The sequence below is a fragment of the Seohaeicola sp. genome, from assembly GCF_048006315.1.
In the GTDB taxonomy this organism is placed as follows: domain Bacteria; phylum Pseudomonadota; class Alphaproteobacteria; order Rhodobacterales; family Rhodobacteraceae; genus Seohaeicola.
The window spans coordinates 13777-29846 of sequence record NZ_CP180350.1 but is presented as its reverse complement, the minus strand read 5'-3'; the positions used below and the strand labels follow the sequence as shown (position 1 = coordinate 29846).

At 62.6% G+C, this 16070-nt stretch carries 21 protein-coding genes, 4 tRNA genes and 1 pseudogene; 8 read left to right on the top strand and 18 right to left on the bottom strand.

The window, feature by feature from the left end:
* Positions 1-3: 3 nt before the first annotated feature.
* Both ACMUJL_RS00220 and ACMUJL_RS00215 read right to left on the bottom strand, forming a co-directional pair.
* Positions 4-153: a DUF7697 family protein gene (locus ACMUJL_RS00220; RefSeq protein WP_419096486.1), complete on the bottom strand. Its 150-nt coding sequence runs from the start codon at positions 151-153 to the stop codon at positions 4-6.
* Between the two features lie 83 nt (positions 154-236).
* Entirely contained in the window at positions 237-698 is a 462-nt protein-coding gene (locus ACMUJL_RS00215; RefSeq protein WP_416914061.1) for a hypothetical protein, read from the bottom strand.
* A 390-nt stretch (positions 699-1088) separates the two neighbouring features.
* Here ACMUJL_RS00215 and ACMUJL_RS00210 point away from each other — a divergent pair, with 390 nt between their 5' ends.
* Entirely contained in the window at positions 1089-1424 is a 336-nt protein-coding gene (locus ACMUJL_RS00210) for a hypothetical protein (protein ID WP_375571248.1), read from the top strand.
* On the opposite strand, the gene ACMUJL_RS00205 is transcribed toward ACMUJL_RS00210, so the two are convergent.
* Both ACMUJL_RS00205 and ACMUJL_RS00200 read right to left on the bottom strand, forming a co-directional pair.
* Positions 1411-2349: a phage tail tube protein gene (locus ACMUJL_RS00205; RefSeq protein WP_375571250.1), complete on the bottom strand. Its 939-nt coding sequence runs from the start codon at positions 2347-2349 to the stop codon at positions 1411-1413. The two genes, ACMUJL_RS00210 and ACMUJL_RS00205, sit on opposite strands and share 14 nt — an antisense overlap.
* A gap of 26 nt (positions 2350-2375) precedes the next feature.
* The gene (locus ACMUJL_RS00200) at positions 2376-2801 is read right to left on the bottom strand and encodes an acyl-CoA transferase (protein WP_375571252.1); all 426 of its coding nucleotides are present in this window, start codon (positions 2799-2801) and stop codon (positions 2376-2378) included.
* Positions 2802-2843: 42 nt separating this feature from the next.
* On the opposite strand from ACMUJL_RS00200, the gene ACMUJL_RS00195 reads away from it, so the two are divergent.
* The 4 genes from ACMUJL_RS00195 (at position 2844) to ACMUJL_RS00180 (ending at position 3218) form a co-directional block, all read left to right on the top strand.
* Positions 2844-2919, top strand: a tRNA-Ile gene (locus ACMUJL_RS00195).
* Between the two features lie 2 nt (positions 2920-2921).
* Positions 2922-3008 (top strand) — tRNA-Leu (locus ACMUJL_RS00190).
* A 3-nt stretch (positions 3009-3011) separates the two neighbouring features.
* Positions 3012-3101 (top strand) — tRNA-Ser (locus ACMUJL_RS00185).
* 41 nt (positions 3102-3142) lie between these two features.
* A tRNA-Thr gene (locus ACMUJL_RS00180) sits at positions 3143-3218 on the top strand.
* A gap of 6 nt (positions 3219-3224) precedes the next feature.
* Here the strand turns inward: ACMUJL_RS00180 and ACMUJL_RS00175 are convergent.
* The 8 genes from ACMUJL_RS00175 to ACMUJL_RS00140 all read right to left on the bottom strand — a co-directional run bounded on the left by ACMUJL_RS00175 (position 3225) and on the right by ACMUJL_RS00140 (position 11059).
* Positions 3225-3857: a DUF6441 family protein gene (locus ACMUJL_RS00175; protein WP_375571254.1), complete on the bottom strand. Its 633-nt coding sequence runs from the start codon at positions 3855-3857 to the stop codon at positions 3225-3227.
* 15 nt (positions 3858-3872) lie between these two features.
* Complete coding sequence (locus ACMUJL_RS00170) at positions 3873-4217, bottom strand: head-tail joining protein (RefSeq protein WP_375571256.1); 345 nt, start codon at positions 4215-4217, stop codon at positions 3873-3875.
* Positions 4217-4552, bottom strand: coding sequence for a DUF2190 family protein (locus ACMUJL_RS00165; protein WP_375571258.1), 336 nt, complete (start codon positions 4550-4552; stop codon positions 4217-4219). Before ACMUJL_RS00165 ends, ACMUJL_RS00170 begins: the two co-directional genes overlap by 1 nt.
* A gap of 77 nt (positions 4553-4629) precedes the next feature.
* On the bottom strand, positions 4630-6873 hold the full coding sequence (locus tag ACMUJL_RS00160; protein ID WP_375571260.1) for a prohead protease/major capsid protein fusion protein: 2244 nt from the start codon (positions 6871-6873) through the stop codon (positions 4630-4632).
* Complete coding sequence (locus ACMUJL_RS00155; protein ID WP_375571262.1) at positions 6848-8395, bottom strand: phage portal protein; 1548 nt, start codon at positions 8393-8395, stop codon at positions 6848-6850. The genes ACMUJL_RS00160 and ACMUJL_RS00155 overlap by 26 nt, the downstream gene beginning before the upstream one ends.
* A 5-nt stretch (positions 8396-8400) precedes the next feature.
* A complete protein-coding gene (locus ACMUJL_RS00150; protein ID WP_375571264.1) occupies positions 8401-8604 on the bottom strand; it encodes a phage head-tail joining protein in 204 nt (67 codons plus the stop codon).
* Between the two features lie 12 nt (positions 8605-8616).
* Positions 8617-10530 (bottom strand): phage terminase large subunit family protein, encoded by a 1914-nt coding sequence (locus ACMUJL_RS00145; protein ID WP_416914433.1) that lies wholly within the window; start codon positions 10528-10530, stop codon positions 8617-8619.
* Complete coding sequence (locus ACMUJL_RS00140; RefSeq protein WP_375571268.1) at positions 10487-11059, bottom strand: terminase small subunit, Nu1; 573 nt, start codon at positions 11057-11059, stop codon at positions 10487-10489. Before ACMUJL_RS00140 ends, ACMUJL_RS00145 begins: the two co-directional genes overlap by 44 nt.
* Before the next feature lie 29 nt (positions 11060-11088).
* Between ACMUJL_RS00140 and ACMUJL_RS00135 the strand changes: the two genes are divergently transcribed.
* Positions 11089-11388, top strand: coding sequence for a hypothetical protein (locus tag ACMUJL_RS00135; RefSeq protein ID WP_375571270.1), 300 nt, complete (start codon positions 11089-11091; stop codon positions 11386-11388).
* Here the strand turns inward: ACMUJL_RS00135 and ACMUJL_RS00130 are convergent.
* Both ACMUJL_RS00130 and ACMUJL_RS00125 read right to left on the bottom strand, forming a co-directional pair.
* Positions 11385-11612 (bottom strand): DUF7220 family protein, encoded by a 228-nt coding sequence (locus tag ACMUJL_RS00130; RefSeq protein WP_375571272.1) that lies wholly within the window; start codon positions 11610-11612, stop codon positions 11385-11387. The two genes, ACMUJL_RS00135 and ACMUJL_RS00130, sit on opposite strands and share 4 nt — an antisense overlap.
* The gene (locus ACMUJL_RS00125; protein WP_375571274.1) at positions 11609-12841 is read right to left on the bottom strand and encodes a DNA modification methylase; all 1233 of its coding nucleotides are present in this window, start codon (positions 12839-12841) and stop codon (positions 11609-11611) included. The genes ACMUJL_RS00130 and ACMUJL_RS00125 overlap by 4 nt, the downstream gene beginning before the upstream one ends.
* A 497-nt stretch (positions 12842-13338) precedes the next feature.
* Between ACMUJL_RS00125 and ACMUJL_RS00120 the strand changes: the two are divergent.
* A pseudogene (locus ACMUJL_RS00120) lies at positions 13339-13494 on the top strand (IS1380 family transposase); the annotation flags it as partial.
* A gap of 103 nt (positions 13495-13597) precedes the next feature.
* The gene (locus ACMUJL_RS00115) at positions 13598-14431 is read left to right on the top strand and encodes a trypsin-like serine peptidase (RefSeq protein WP_375571276.1); all 834 of its coding nucleotides are present in this window, start codon (positions 13598-13600) and stop codon (positions 14429-14431) included.
* A gap of 59 nt (positions 14432-14490) precedes the next feature.
* Here ACMUJL_RS00115 and ACMUJL_RS00110 read toward each other — a convergent pair whose 3' ends face one another.
* The 4 genes from ACMUJL_RS00110 to ACMUJL_RS00095 form a co-directional block, all read right to left on the bottom strand.
* Positions 14491-14778 carry an integration host factor subunit beta gene (locus ACMUJL_RS00110; protein WP_375571278.1) on the bottom strand — a complete coding sequence of 96 codons (288 nt, stop codon included), beginning with the start codon at positions 14776-14778 and terminating at the stop codon, positions 14491-14493.
* Positions 14779-14869: 91 nt separating this feature from the next.
* Positions 14870-15250, bottom strand: coding sequence for a DUF6362 family protein (locus ACMUJL_RS00105; protein WP_375571280.1), 381 nt, complete (start codon positions 15248-15250; stop codon positions 14870-14872).
* Entirely contained in the window at positions 15243-15443 is a 201-nt protein-coding gene (locus tag ACMUJL_RS00100) for a hypothetical protein (RefSeq protein ID WP_375571282.1), read from the bottom strand. Before ACMUJL_RS00100 ends, ACMUJL_RS00105 begins: the two co-directional genes overlap by 8 nt.
* Positions 15440-15928 carry a crossover junction endodeoxyribonuclease RuvC gene (locus ACMUJL_RS00095; RefSeq protein WP_375571284.1) on the bottom strand — a complete coding sequence of 163 codons (489 nt, stop codon included), beginning with the start codon at positions 15926-15928 and terminating at the stop codon, positions 15440-15442. Before ACMUJL_RS00095 ends, ACMUJL_RS00100 begins: the two co-directional genes overlap by 4 nt.
* Between the last annotated feature and the right edge of the window lie 142 nt (positions 15929-16070).

Below are 16070 nucleotides of genomic sequence, written 5' to 3'. Positions count from 1 at the left end.
AGGTCAGATGAGGCCTGATCCGGCCTGCATGTGTTCATTGATCTTGCGCACCATGACCGCCTCGATGGGCGGCAGCAGTTCCGCGATGGCAGTGGCAGAAATCCCAAGGGCAGCACCTAGCTGCAGTGCCGCGCCCATGTCCCATCCGATCACGGCACTACCAGAGACCCGCAACTGCCCGCTGAGCCGCTGGACGAGGTCCCAGACTTGCCAGCCCTCGAGCGTCTGCGGCGCGTTCAGGCTTTGCGGGCAGTCCGGGCAGGTGCCCGCGCAGGCTTGGCAATAGTCGCCGCCCCCGCCGAACTCCCAATCGGCAAGGGCGGTGAGGCGTTTTTTTCTGCGCCCAGGATCATGGCGCGGGCAACATATTTGGTCTGAAAGGCCTCGAAGATCGGCCAGATGTCGAGCAGCGCGTCGATGCCCTCGGGGCTGACCGAAAGGGCAAAGCCGTTGTCATCGCCGACGCCTTTCCAGTCCTGAATGGCAATGCGCCCCACCGCTTTGGCCATCGCGAGCGCAATCCCATCGGTGTCGAGGTCGCTGTCATCCACATCAGGCCCGTCCGGCAGTGTGATCTGACCCTGCACCTCCTTGCGGGCGGCCATCATCAGCGCTGTGGTCATCGGGGCGATCAGGATCTGGACGCCGTGGCCCAGATCGAGCCATTGCGCTTCATGGGTCAGGTTCAGTCGAAGCATGTGCTCCCTTTCTTTGCCGCAAGGCTCGTTTGCGGTTCAAATTATGCTTTTGATGGTTTGATCGCTGCGGCGGAAAGCGGAACGATATCAATCGTACTAGCTCTACAACCCAAAGGTTCCTCAAGCCTGCCGTGTCATACGGCAGGTTTTTTTGTGCTCGCGCCCCAATCCAAATGGACTGGCTCTATACACACGCACAATTTGCCTTCTTCTGAGGGCCGGGAAACTCGGTTGCGCCATTGACGCAGGAGCGGGCATCGCGGAACGTGGTTGCATTACCATGTAATCTTAAGCCCCCACTCGAGACCGAAACGCCCCGTCACGTCAGCAGCGTGGTGGGGCTTTTTGTTGAGCGGCAGACAGCCTGATTGAAGCAGAACGGACAGGATCATGTCAGACACGCACCGGAAATTTCTGGAAGTCTCCGTAGCTCTGGAGATCGTCAAGACGGAACGGGATCAACTCCGCGATCGCTTGGCTGAGGTGCAGTATCACCTGCAGCAGACCATGCAGCGCGCCGACCGGATGGAGCAGCGCCTGCATGCCGCGCATGCGAGCCTTGCAAGGCTCAGCGAAAGCCTGATAACGCCGCCAGCCATTAGCAGCTGGGCAGAGGTCGAGCATGATGGCCGCAAGGTGCTCCGCTTGGACAACCCAGTGCGAAAGCCAACACGTCCGTACTTGATGCGGCAAAAGGATCGACGGGTCGGTCTCAATAGCCTGTAATGGTATTGGTAAGGACCACTGTGCACATGCGGCCAGGATCAGCGGCGAGCGCTGCCTGCCAGTCGAAGGTGGCCTGAATGCCCTGGGGCCCTGTGATCTCGACCCGTGGGCGCGGCAGGTAGACCGCATGTGCTGTGAGCTTGAGCCCAACGCCGCCAGTCAGCGCATAGTCGAACTCAAGTGTGCAAGCCTCGCCATTGATCGCTTGGGTCACCAGCGTCTGATCAGCAAAGCGGACAACGATATTGCCTGTCAGGGCAGCTACCGATGGGTCGGCACCGTCGATCTTGCCATCGGAGCGGATGGTCTCGATCCGGTCGAGGTTGTTGGCGTAGTTGATATCGGCTGTGACCACATTGCCGATGGCTTGCCCGTTGCGCTTGATCGAGCAGTTGAAATGCCCGAACCGCGTCAGCGTCAGGTCTGCCAGGGATCCTGCGGCAGATGTGGTCGCGACGGTCTCGCCTTGGGCAACAACGCTGGCGGTCGCGGTCAGAAGACCGGAGCGGCCCATCTGCCAGCTGAGGCTATCCAGCTTGCAGCCCGCATACATCGCATAGCGCGGAACCTCCGGCATACCGGTCTCAATAGCGAAAGAGGGCAGGTTCCAATTGCCTGACTGGAAGGTATGGGTCTTACTGGTGGTGCCGGTGGTCGTGGGCGCGCCGAAAGCACCCTTCAACCAGAACCCGATGGAGGCCGCATCAATCGGGATCACCACATTGCCATCAGCCGTCACAGCATCTTTGGTCGGGGCCAGCGGATCGCGGCCATAGCCGAGAAGTTCCGAGGCCAGCAGCGGCTGCTCTGCTCCGAGCGTTGTGCTTGCAAAGGGCATCCGCGTGAAGCCGCTCGCAGGCGGCGTGCCATAAGTCGTCTCGAACGCCAGCGCCATCTGCGCCCGCGCCCCTTGGGCTCTTGCCATCGTCTCTCTCCGTAAATGTCAGGTGGTCAGGCCAGCGCGTCGCTGGTGGCGTAATGCAGGATGATGGGGACGATCGCCGCCTTGATCGTGGCCCCGCCCTCAACCGGCAGATCGACCGGCTCTGGCGCCTCGGCCTCAACCCAGTCGCAGCGGCCGCGCAGCGTGCGATCGGCGGCAATGGCAGCCCCAATGCGCCCGATCAGGCGATCAAAGCGCGCGTCGCGGTCCTCGCCGGTCTGCACGATCACCTCGAGTTCCGCCCGGTGCTGGTAGTGGTACATGAGCGGCGAGAGCGTGACGCCCGGCTCGCCCGGGTTCCCATCGCGCAGGACCATCAGGCCTGAGGGTGGGATCCGCTCGGGTAAGACCTCGCCGCGCAAGACCGGAACGCGGGGCACCGTGCTGAGCAGGTCAGCAAGCGCGGTCAGGATCGTTTCGCGCGGTGTGGGCATCTGGTTGCCTTCTCGTTGAAATTCCGTCAGAAACCAGCCATCGGGCCTGTAGCTCAACGGTTAGAGCAGAGCGCTCATAACGCTTTGGTTGGGGGTTCAAATCCCTCCGGGCCTACCACGGCCCACGTGGTGGAATGGTAGACACACGAGACTTAAAATCTCCTGGCCAGTTTGGCCGTGCCGGTTCGAGTCCGGCCGTGGGCACCAAGGGGAAGAGTGGCCGAGCGGTTTAAGGCACCGGTCTTGAAAACCGGCGTAGGTGAGAACCTACCGTGGGTTCGAATCCCACCTCTTCCGCCACTTCCCTTTCCCGCTTTTTCCACATAGGAAACATCGCAGGCGCCGGTATAGCTCAGCTGGTAGAGCAGTTGATTTGTAATCATCAGGTCCCGGGTTCGATCCCTGGTGCCGGCACCATCCGCCTCAGCTGCCCAGTCGAGTTTCGACCCAGTTCGCGACGATTGCGCTCGGGATTCCGTCCTGCGCGGCCTTGGCGGCCCGATCCAGATCCAGCCGCTTCCTCAGCTTTACCTGTCGTACCAGCAGGAAGATCGGCACGGTGGTCAGCCCCCGGCTTGTCTTGGCGCGCGAGGCGACACCGAGCCCGCGGCTGTTCAGCTTACCTTCCGCCACCAGCAGGCTCGGCCCGCTGCGCCGATAGATGAACCGGAGGCGCATTCCGCGCCTGCGTTCCCATTCGCCGGGGCTGATACGACCACCGCGGGCAGATTTACCGGCCGCTGCCGTCGGAATTGCGAGCCAAAATCCTTCCTTCGAGCGGATGAGCGGCCCTGTGTCATGGGCACCAAGGATCACAGGGGCGTTGGACCAGACCAGCGCGGCCGCATTCAGGCTAGGCTGACCCTTGGGATAGAGCTCCGAGCGGATCGTCCGCGACAGACGTGCACCAAGACCTGCACCGGTGATCTGGCCACGCCAGGCGGCCTTCAGGCCGGTCCCGGCCTCGCCGACAGCCTTGCTGACAGCACGTTCGCCCGCTTTAATTTCGGCCGCCATCATGGCACCAAGATCACCGACGACGTCCATCCGTATCATGCGCGCTCCTCGTCTCTAACCGGCCAGGTCCGCATGCGGGTCCGGCCACCAGGGCAAGAGCTCCAACGTCCAGACCAACCGCTCGCGATCGCGCTGCGATGCGCCCTGGACGACGAAGATCTCGCCACCGATCTCGAAGCGGTCGCCAGCCGCCAGTTCCGGACAGTCGCTCACGCACACATCCAGAACCACGCTGTCGCTGACCAAGCGTGCGGCACCAAACTCAACAAAGCGGTCTGGATTGCGGCGCATCACCCGAACCCCGCGCTCCGCCCCAATGCCGGATTGCTGGTAGAGCGCAGGAGTGGAAAGATTCGGGTCCGCAAAAAGTAAGTCCACCGCAGCCGCAAACGCCGTCATCAGAAGGCCCCGTTCAGGCGAACGCGCCCGATCGTATCACTTGCACCACCTGCGACCGCCAGGAGAGCTACCCCGATCAGCGTATTGGACGTGGCCGTGGTAGTCGTGACCTTGTTGGTGTCATCCCAATAGACCTTGGCTCCGACTGTCCACGCCTGGCTCGCTGCCTTGGCGAGATCATGCACGCCGGTCAGCATCACTTCCACTTCGGCGCCAGCAGGCGCATCATTTGCGGCGACACCGACAATCGCACCGACCTTGAGGCAGGCGCCAGATAACACGTCAAATGGGGCGGCCAGCGTGACCGATTGGCCCGGTTGAATGAAGGTTTTCATGGGAGGTCCTTTTCACGATTGAATTGGGCGGCCAAGAATGACCGCCCCGATGTCTGGATTGGGCAAGATCAGCGCGTTCAGCTCAGCGCCACGCCCGGGTTCTTGTAGAGCCCGCGCCAATCGATCGCCTTGGCGCCAAAATCGAGCCGTGCGCGGATTTCCATCCCGTCCACGTCAAAGCCCATGCGGGTCTCCATCGCGACACCCTCCTGCCCCTCGAGATAGGCATATTCGATCGTGTCGATCGCCGCGGGGCTGGCCATCAGATACCACGGCACGGCCCCGGAGCCGGGATCCAACCGCGGCTCGGAGATCACCGTCAGGCTTCTGAGCGAACCCGGGACCACATCGGCGGATTTCGCGGGCACGATATTTTGCGCCAGCAACTGTTCGGCCTCCAGTTCCAGCGAGGTGGGCACCACCAGAAACGCCGGGCGGATGTTCAGCACGGTCTTGCCATCAAGCCCCTTTTGCAGGCTCATGGCCGTGCGCGCCTTGGCCAGCCCCGCCACATCGAGCTTCACGCCGGTGGCGCCGAGGTTGTTATGCCCGGCATGGAAGAGCGTCTTGCCATCCGCCATTGCAGCATTGGCGGTGATCACGCCCCAGACCACATCGCTCTCCAGCGTCGCCGCCGCCGTGCCAAATAGCGCAGGCACCCGCGTGAAGGCATCGAGATCGTCATTGATCAAGACCTGCCGCGTGATCCCGATCACCTTGCCGAAGGTCTCGATGCGGTATTTCTCCTGCGCTTCACCCAGCGTGCCGCGCTTGTATTCGCCGCTCTCGTTCACCTTTTCTAGCTGGGGCGCTTCGCCCAGCTGAAGCCTGTGCACATCGCGGAAGTCGGCCACCGTTGTGCGCCTTGCAATCGGCGCGAAGGTCCGCGGGGCCGTTTCATAGGCCGCGCGCAGCGTTTTGTTGGTGACATTAGACAGGATCAGTGGAAAGTCGGAGGTGCTGTGCAGCGCCCGCGTCGCCAGTTCATCACGGCTGAGCCCGCGCACCCGCACCCCTTCAGAGGCAAGGATGTCGCGCGCCATTTCGATGAGCGAAAGCCCGCGCCAATCTCGCGCCGCTGCCGTCAGTTCGAACCGGCCCGGGTCGTGACGATGCAGCAAGGCTGCTTCCACCGCCGCCCGGCGGGTATCCACCTCACATTGCCCGCCCAAGCGGATATGCGGGCGGGTCTCGACCGCGCGGTCATTTTGGGCCGCGGCGTCAATCAGCGCCCCGCGCGCCTCATCGAGGCTGACACCGCGACGCACAAGATCCGCCGTGATCTCTTCACCCACGCCCAATTTGCGCGCGGCATCCTGAATGCCCGATATCCGGGCGCGCTCGCCTTCCATCGCATCCTGCGCGATCCGGCGCATGGCAGCTTCATCAACCACAGCGCGGCCTGCCTCCGCGACAATGCTGGCGCCAATCGCGCGACGCTGCTCCTGGGTGGCCGTAGGCTCTGCCGCCGCCGCCCTGCCCGCTATCGGCTGTTCTTCTGCTGCTGCGTGGCGCGGGTCTGCCGCAGCGCGTGCCGCATGCGCGGGCGCCACCCTCGTCTGACCCCCAATCTCTGAGGCGTCGCCAGGCTCCGTCATCCCACGCGCAACGGAAGTCTCAATCTGCTCATCCATGGTCTTGTCCTTTTCCTTGTCTGTGACCGCTTGATCGGTCTCGATGTTTTGCTGTGACGGTTTGAGCAGTGTCGCGCGCTCCAACTGGCAAAAGGCCTCTGGCGCTGCGCTGCCCCGGAAGCCCGCCGCCGCATCTGCGCCTACAGGCACGGCCGATAGCTCCATCGGCTGCCAATCCACAGCGCGCCAGATCGGCACCTGCCCCTCTTGTTCCGTGATCTCGAAGCGGCGCACGCTGTAGCCCACCGACACATTGCGAATGATGCCGGCTTCCACGTCGCGCCAGATCGGCTCAACATCCGCGCGCGCCGAGAAGCGCACCCGCGCCCTGCCCTGCGCACCTGCCTCGCCGGTCTCGACCCAGGCGCGCTCCACCACGCCCAGCACCTGGCCCAGATCATGCGCGCCATGCGTGTTCAGGAGCGGCGCGCCCCCATTGAGCCGGCTCAGGTCCACATGCCCCGCCTCCAGCGAGAGCACCTCATCATAGGGCTTGCCGGTCCAGTAATCGCGCCTGCGCACCATCGCGCCCGTCGACCAGACCAGCTCCACTGTGCGCGCCTCGGCATCGGCCGTCTCCGGCATCAACCGCACATCCGCGCGCAGCTGCAGCCCAAGGCCGCGTTCTTCGAGCACAGCGGTCGCAGGACACTCTACGCCCTCAGCGGGATCCGTCCTCTTCGTCATTGTCCTGTCCTTCTGTCTGGTCGGGCGGCATAGCTCCCGTATCCGTGGCAACCGCGGCACGCCCACTGTCCTGGCCGGTCTTGGTCGACCGCCGTGGGTCGCTGTCGAGAATGAGCCCCAGCGCATCGAGCTCCGTATTCGTCTCGGCAATCTCCCGCAGCACTTGCGCGGGCTCATAGCCCTGCCGTGCAATCGCCTCTTTCAGCGTCATGACCCCGGCACGCACCGCTAGCACATCCGCCTGGATGTCTTTCAGCGGATCCACCGCCTCAAAGCGCGGGGCCGTCCAATCTGCGATGATCTCGGCATCCTGCGGCAGCTGGCCTGCGGCTTGGGCTGCTTGCACAAAGCGGCGCCAGACCGGTTGGCAAAGCCCGGGCACCAGAAGTTGCCATTGCAGCGCCTCCATCCGGCGGCGGAACTCGATCAACCCCGCCCGGATCGAGCTGTAATTCACCTGGCTCAGATCGCCGGTCAGCAGCTCATAGGTCAGCCCCACCCCGGCCGCGATCGCATGCAGCTGGAAGCGCATATATTCAGCATAGCCGCCCGAGGAGGCAGGGCTGGCGAACTTCACATCCTTGCCGGGCTCGAGATATTCGATCATCCCCGGCTCGAAGCTCTCGACCCGCTGCCCGGCGGCATTGGTCTGCGCCGAACCAAGTGTGGCCTCGTCCTCCACGCCGGTCACGAAGGCCGCAAAGCAGGCCTCGATCTTCTTGCGCACCAACTCCGCCTCGTCATACTCATCGAGGTCGCGCATCTTCAGCATGACCGGGGCAAACCAGGGCACGCCCCGCACTTGGCCGGGGCGCAGCCGCTCGAAGAGATGCAGCACTTGATCAGCCGGCACGCGGCGCGATTGCACAGCCCCCTGCCCCATCAGCGCATTGGCATCACCCGGATGACGCGGAAACAGCCAATAGGCCACGCGCCGCCCCAGAGGATCGAACTCGACCCCTTGCAGGATATATCCCCCGCCTGACAGCTCCTCTGTGCGCAGGCTGTCGAGATGATCAGGCTCCAGCACCTGGATCTGCAAGGGCACCGGCAGACCATCTGCGCGCAACCGCGGACGTAAGCGTACCAGAACCTCCCCGCTTTCCACGAGAGAGCGCACGATCAGCGCCTGCAGCCCGGCAAAATCGGTGAGCCCATCGGCATCGCAACTGGCAGCAAAGCGCGTCCAGAGCCGATCCGCCTGGGTGGCCAACTCCGTGTCCTGCGCCCGCGCACGCGGCATCAGCCCTGTGCCCACCATATTACTCACCAGCGCCTGCACAGCCTTGGCAGCATAGGGGTTATTACGCACCAGATCGCGGGATCGCGCCCTGAGCCGGGCGAGCGCCGGGCCGATTTCGGCATTGGCACCGGTGCCCGGATTGATCCAGCCTTCCGTACGCCGTGATTGTCGCGCGCCCTCATAGGCACGGGCCAGCACATCGAGCGCCTGGCGTTGCCGCACACGGCGCAGGCCAAGCCCCGGTGCCACGGCACTGATGGCGCGATCAAACCACTGCATGGTGTTCAGCCTTTGGAAAAGCGCGCGAAGCTACGTCTCGGCTTGGGCTGGCCTGTGCTTTCGGCAATCTCCGCCTCGATCACGCGAATGCGCCGCAAGAGATCGCTGGCTGTGCCATAATCGATTGACTTGCCGTCATAGCTCACACGGGTCGTGCCGCTGGCATAGGCCCGCCGGAGGGCCGTCAGTTCTTCCTGGCTCCACTGCATGTGATCGTTGTCCTATAGCCAATTGCCGCGCCGGCGGCCTATCCAACCGCTAACCTGCGGCGACCGGGATGTAGCCGGGCGTGACGATGCCGATGGCGCGGCCAGCTGCGTTGGAGTTTTCAACGCAGATGGAGAGGCGACCCCCAGCTCATCGCCAAGCGCCGCCCACTGCGTCTCAGACCAGCGATCAATCCCCGCAATCCAGGCTGCTGCTCTTGCATAAACCCGGCAGTCCAGCGCCTCGTTCCGCTCGCGCAGCTTCTGCCATTCGAGCTTGGCAAAGCCGCGCTTGTTTTTGACCGTGACCAGTTGCTCGGCGGTGAGTTGTTTCAGCCACTCGGCATCGACCCAGCCCGGCAGATGCAGAAAGCCGGGAGGAAACCTCTCCCCATCTACCGGGCTGGCGATCTCCGGCGGATCGAGCCGCAGGAAACGATAGGTCTCGGCCTTGAAGGTCGAGGTGGCGATGGTCCAAAGCCGGGCGCCGCGGCGCAGGCGTTTGCCGCCTATGGTGGCGTCGACATAGGTCGGCCCCGTCACCGGGCTTGCCCGGTTAAAGCCCTCGAGCCCCTTGACTGGGGCGACCTGCCCAAATCCCACCTGCCGCGCCCAGGCGTAGACGGCTGCCGTCTCATAGCCCGTGTCGATCGCCAACCGCGCGATGGTCATCGGCGTGCCGCTGGCGTGTTGCCAAGTACGACCAAGGAGGTCGGTCAGTTTCTGCCAGCAAGCGGGATCGCCCGGGCCGCCGTCGATGACAACATGGTCGATCAGCCAGCTTTGCAGCCCCCTGCCCCAAGCCCAGACATCAACCTCGATCCGGTCTTTCTGCACGTCGGCGCCTGCGGTCAGAAACAGCCCGCCCGTCGGCACCGTGCCCGCGCGCCAATCTTCCTTCAGACCCTGCAGCCGCTGCCAGTCCGGGGCCTCGCCGCTTTCCATCCAGGTCTCGCCCAGCGAGGTGTTGACGAAGGTCTTCATCGTCTCGTCCCCACCGGCGCGCGCCGACAGAAACGCCTTAGCCATGGCCTCGAGCCGCACCCAGGGCGAATAGATCTCGTTCAGATGGAAGCCTGCAGTCCCATTGAATGGTGCATCGGCGATCCAGCGACCCTTGGATATTGCGGCCCAGCGGGACTCATCCTTCCACGCGGCGTCGCAGTCAGCGCAGTGGTAGCGCGCAGTTTCGGGGCGATGGCCACCATTCTCGTCTTTGTCCCATTTCACCTGGCCCCAGGTCAGCAACTGTTCTGCACCGCACGTGGGGCACGGCACCCAATACCGACGCTGGTCGCTTTCCTCGAATGCCGCCTCGATCCGGCTCGCGCCCTTATTCGTCGGGGTCGAGACCAGCACGATCTTGCGGTTCCAGAACGTCACCGTCCGCTTTTTCGCGAGGTTGACCGGGTCGCCCTCGGCCCCTGCGCTGAACGGATAGCGATCGACCTCGTCGCACAAGAGGAGTCGGATCGGGCGGCTTGCGAGCCCCGAAGGCGCGTTGGCGCCGACGATGGTCAGATGCCCGCCTGGGAACCGTTTGTGCAGGATCTTGTTGTTGCCATCCCGCGAACGCGGATCAGCGATCTTGCCCTGCAGGCAGGGCGTGTCCCGCGCCATCGGCGAGAAACGGTCCTTTGACCAGGTTTCGGCATCGCGCTCGGTCGGCATCACCACCATGATCGGCGCCGGATCGTGGTCGATGTGATAGCCGACCATATTAAGAATCGACTCCGACTTGCCGATTTGACTGCTCGACATGATCACGACGGTTTCGGCCGCCGGATCCGAGATCGCATCCATGATCCCGCGCTGGTATTCGGCGCGGCTTGTCCGCCACTGGCCGGGCTCGGCGCTGGCCTCAGAGCTCAGCCGGCGGTTCTGATCAGCCCAATCGCTGATCGTCAGGTCCGGCGGCGGCTTCAGCACCGCCAGCGCCTTCGCCACAGTCCGCTTCAGGATCGCTGACCCCTTCAAGGTCAATGTCGGCTTCAAGTTCAATGTCTGGCTGCGCGAGATCATCGAGCACCTCGCGGATGGCGGCGCGGATCAGGTTCCGGGTGTCTCCGACGGTTGATTGTTCAAAGGCTTGTGGTGCCAGCCGGTCAGGCAGGGCCAGCAGTCGGGTGCGCAAGAGCGCCAACACAGCAATCCAGGCCGCCTCGATCTGTTCGGCCGCGATCAGCGAGCGGCGCTTTTCTTCGGCTTCCATTTCAGCGAGATCGGCCCGCGCTCGGATGAACCGCGCACGTTCAGCGGCATAGTCTGGCGCACCGGCCTGCGCCTTCAGCGCCTGATCGCGCAGATAGCGGACATAGCCACGCACGGACCCGATCAGATCATACTGGCCGCGTTCGGCCTTCGGTATTACGCCCTCGCGGCTTAGTTGCTGGATCCGCCGTTCTGATAGGTCCAGAAGCCGCGCGATCACGCCGATGGGCTGTGTAGCTGTCGACATGCGCAGACCTCGAGAGTGCGATTAACCATATGGAATTGCGTCGAATTCACTGGATAAGATCGGCCGCCAGAGCGAAGCTGACCTGGCAAACGACGCTCGGAGAAATCACCATGGAAACCACAAGCATTCGGCTCCCCATCCGGAACCTGCCCGAGCACTTCGACCGCAGCCGCATCACCGTCATCCTTGAAGAGATCGAAATGGCCTTGATGGACGATGGTGGCGTTTACGGCAGAACCTTTGCCGACAGCTTCACCATCACCGTCGAAGTCCCGACCCATCAGCTGATGGATACGGCAAGCTGCCTGAAAGACCTCGGCCTGATCTAACTTCGCTGCCGCGCAACGCGGATGGACTCAAAGAGCCGCCGCAGAGCGAACGATCGAAACAGGCTGACGATCGTGAAGATCCCGCCCATCGCGAGGTTTTGTCCGAGTGTCGTTTGCAGCCCAAATATCGGGAAGATCAGAATCTGCGTCACGACCGCGACGCCGTAACCGACGATCACGTTGGCGACGGCCTCGACCAACGACATTAGGCGAGACTGTTTCATGCGGCCTCACGCTCCGCCCTCAGAGTATCAAAGGTCGTATCGCCTCCGTCCAGAATGGCCTGCTTGCCAGTGAACTTCTGCCAGCGCTGGACGGCCACATCGACGTAAGCAGGGTTCAGCTCGATCCCGAAACAAACACGCCCTGTCGTCTCGGCGGCGATCAGCGTCGTCCCTGATCCCATGAAGGGTTCGTAAACCGCCTGACCTGGGCTCGAGTTGTTCTGGATCGGACGCCGCATGCATTCGACGGGCTTCTGCGTCCCGTGAACGGTCTTCTCGTCTTGGTCCTTGTTCGCGATATGCCAGAGCGTGGTCTGCTTGCGGTCGCCTGCCCAATGGCCCTTGCCGGACTTGCGCACGGCGTACCAGGCCGGTTCGTGCTGCCAGTGGTAATCACCCCGGCTCAGAACCAGCCGATCCTTCGCCCAGATAATCTGGGAGCGAATGGTGAAGCCCGCGACTTCGAGACTCTCCGCCACGGTCGCAGCGTGCAGCGCGCCATGCCAGACATAGGCGACATCGCCGGGGAACAGGGCCCAAGCCTCGCGCCAATCGGCGCGGTCGTCGTTCAGCACCTTGCCGGTGCGCTTGGTCTTCGCCGCCCCCGCTTGGTTGCGCCAGCCCGGGTCATATTCCACGCCGTAGGGCGGATCGGTGACCATCAGCAGCGGCTTCACCGGGCCGAACAGACGCTCGACATCCGAGGCGACCGTGCTGTCGCCGCAGAGCAGCCGGTGGTTGCCGAGGATCCAGAGATCGCCCGGGCGGCTGATCGGATACTCGGGGGTTTCCGGCACATCGTCCTCACCCTCCTGCGGTCCGGTGCCTTCCTCGAGACCCGACATCAGAGCGTTCAACTCATCCTCGGTGAAGCCCGTCAGCCCGAGGTCGAAGTCCGCCTCCAGCAGGTCGGCCAGTTCGAGGTTCAAGAGATCCTTGTCCCACTCGGCATTCTCGCTCGAGCGGTTGTCCATGATCCGGAACGCGCGCGCCTGGGACGCGGTAAGACCCTTGGCGACATGCACCGGCGCAGTCTTGAAGCCGAGCTTGCGCGCCGCTTCCAGCCGCGTGTGCCCGGCGAGAACAACCATGGCCTCGTCCACGACGATGGGCTGGCGCCAGCCGAACTCCTGGATCGAGGCCGCGACCGTTGCGATCGCCTGCTCGTTGCGGCGCGGGTTGCGCGCATAAGGAATGATCTGCTTGAGCGGCAGGTCCACGACGTCCATGGTGATGTCCTTGGGGATGCCCGAAAGCGAAATGGGGTCGGATCCCCATTTCGGTTCAGGCGGGTTGTGTCAGGCGGTCAGGCCTTTGTTTTGTTGAGGTTCGACGCAAACCGAAACGAAACGGTTGTTTTTAGGGGTGTCACTGGGAAACCCTTGGGCCTCGCCCCCCCGAATACGGTTACAAAAAGGAGGGACCCGTTCAATTTCAATGGGTTGCGAGGCGCACCATTTTGCATGGAGACAGTTTTTTCGGCAAACCAGTCACCAGTTGCTCCGCTTCAAACTACCCACTCCAGTACCAAAACGGGGAGACCCGTCTCTGAGACGCACTCTCCCCATTATATGCTTTGTCTAGCATGATCTTGTTGCAGCTGTCGAAAACAAAAGTGTTGCAACACTTCATCCCGTATCCCGCAAGTAAATCCTTAATTTTGCTGTCGGTAACGAAATATTTTCAATATAAATCAGAGCGGTGACGGCGGTGACGGACGCTTTTGATGGATCCCCAAAAGAATGTGAGTTCGAAGCGGTGTGACGGGGTCGATTTTGACCGACGCATGCGAGTTGAGTTCAGGGGTGCGCAGATCAAATTGGACGGCGGCCTTCTGGTGATGCGCGAACTTGATGACGCGCTCGCACAGTCCTATCTGTCATTCAGGAAGTTCTGTGACAACGAGGTGTAGTTGCAATTTCAGGCGACTTTTGCGACAGCAGTATCACCATCAGGAAAATGTCAGTCACCAATTCCGAGGGACCATGATGAATCGCAGGTTTTTTCGGGCTTTGGGCCTGATATGCGCGGGCATTTTTCTAACATCCGGCGTGGTTTCTGCGAAAGACGAGCGCCTGACTCGGCTGGACACGGGTGATCAGACCCGAGGATGGGAAGCCGTCGGACGTCTGGATATCGACGGTCGAGGTTTCTGCACCGGTGCCTTGATCGCGCCCAATCTAGTTCTGACTGCCGCGCATTGCCTGTTTGACCGAACGACAGGCCAGCGGATCGACCACAGCAAGATCGAGTTCCGGGCAGGATGGCGCAACGGCCGTGCCGAAGCTTACCGCTGGGTAAGACGGGCGGTGATCGATCCTGACTATACCTATGATGAAACAGTTGTCTCAACGCGCGTGCGCAACGATGTGGCCCTTCTGGAATTGCAGCAACCGATCCGCACAACCTCGGTCGTGCCCTTCGAAACGGACGCGCGCCCGCGCACTGGCGACAGGGTCGGCGTCGTGTCCTATGCCTATGACCGCTCCGATGCCCCATCCTTGCAAGAAATGTGCGGTGTCATGGGGCAGCAGGAAGGCATATTGATCATGTCGTGTTCGGTGGATTTCGGTTCTTCCGGCGCACCAATCTTTTCCTTCGGATCTGAAGGAGTGCGCATCGTTTCAGTTGTCTCTGCCAAGGCTGAAGTGCGGGGAAGCAAGGTTGCCCTTGGAACTCAGTTACAGGAACCCCTGAAACGGTTAAAGGCGCAGCTTGCGACTAGCGACGGGTTTTTTATGCACGCCTTACCCGACATCAACCGCGTGACGCCCGGCGGCGTTCAGCGCGATACCGGGGCCAAGTTCGTCCGGCCTTGATCAGGCCTGGCCGGTCTTGTACCCCTCCCAACCGCTTCCTACGTTCGAGTATCGGGATTTTATGCAACCGAGGCATTCACCCTGTCGCGCAGTTCCTTGCCCGCCTTGAAGAAGGGCACCGACTTTGCTTCGACCTCAACAGCCTCACCTGTCCGAGGGTCGCGTCCTTGCCGCGGCTCTCGCCTGCGAGCAGTAAACGACCCAAAGCCGCGCAACTCGACGCGACCACCCTCGGCAAGTGTTCCGGTTATGCTGTCAAAAATCGTACGCACGATTTTCTCCGCATCGTGCTGAGTGAGCTTTGGGTTTTCGGCAGCAATCTTGGCCACCAATTCGCTTCTGAGCATAAATGATCCCCTTTAAGCGGCGCAGTGATCAGTGTTTGTCGTTGTTTGATGCGCTTGGGCAGGTCAGGTAAATCTGCCCAAGCAATTTGTGTCAACACGCATTGAGCCGTGTCGCGATCTTGGTCAAAGCGAGCTTGTGCTTCCGCCATGCTGTGCTTCGATCGACGCCCAGTTGGTAGGTGATCTCCTTCCAGGGACGCCGGGCCGCCCGCCACCAGATCAAGCGACGTTCGTCCTCGCCGATCCACAGCACCCAGTCGAAGGTCTGCTCGAGCCGGGTAATCGCTGCCGTCGACGGCCATACCCGCATCGGCTGCAGCTCCATCGCGAGGATTTCTTTCTCCGACCGCACGATCTGCGGCCATGCGTTGAAGTATCCCTGCACCCTAACCGGCGGCAGCTTGCGCAGGGTGCGGAAAGCCTCCTCGAAATGATCGGCGACGTCGTCGGCGGTCCAGGTGCGATCAGCCATGGTGCACCTCCCTCACAGCGGGCAGCGGCCCGTAGAGCTTGTCCCCCAGTTGGCGGACGAGTTCACGCTCGGGCCAGGTCAGTCGCGGGTCATCAAGGGACACGGCGAGCATGCGCTGCTCATGCCAGCCCTCACGCTTGACCTGTTCCGGATCCCGGCGCTGGCCGCCGTAGCCTTTTGGGTAAAGCCTCATGCCACACCGCCTTGGGTCTCGAGAGCCCAGTGCAGGATGGCGATGGCGTCGGCTTCGTTGTCGTCCGCCGGGCTGTAACCGCGCGCACGGGCGGCCGCGATCATGGCCTGCTTGGGTGCGTTTCCGTGGCCCGTGGCATGGCGTTTGATCGTGCCCACCGGCGTTCCAGCATAGGGAATTCCCCGCAACTCAGCCCATGCCGTCAGTGAGGCCATAAGGCCCCCATAAACGTGGGCTGCGTCCGTCCCTGCGTGACGCCTGACTTCTTCATACCAGATCACGGCAATGGGCCCGGAAAGCCGGTCCAGTTCCGTAAGCCAATTTGTGAAGCGCAGATAGCGCATACCGCCTCCATCGTAGCGGCCAGGCTTGAAGCTGGCCGTGCCGGTGGTGATCAGACCGTCGTAGCCGCGCAGGGCCCAGCCGGTCGTGGTGCCGAGATCGAGCGCCAGAATGCAGCGCGGATTTTCGTTGGGTTGGGTCATCAAAACCTCCTCTTCGCTTTGGCGAGCGTGGCGAGAGGGCTGGCCGGTGAAGGCTGCGGTCTCGCCAGGCCCCGAAGGGTGGTCTGATCATGTCAGGTGCGGGGCGAGCGGGCCGCCCAGGACTTCTTTCAATTCCTTCAAC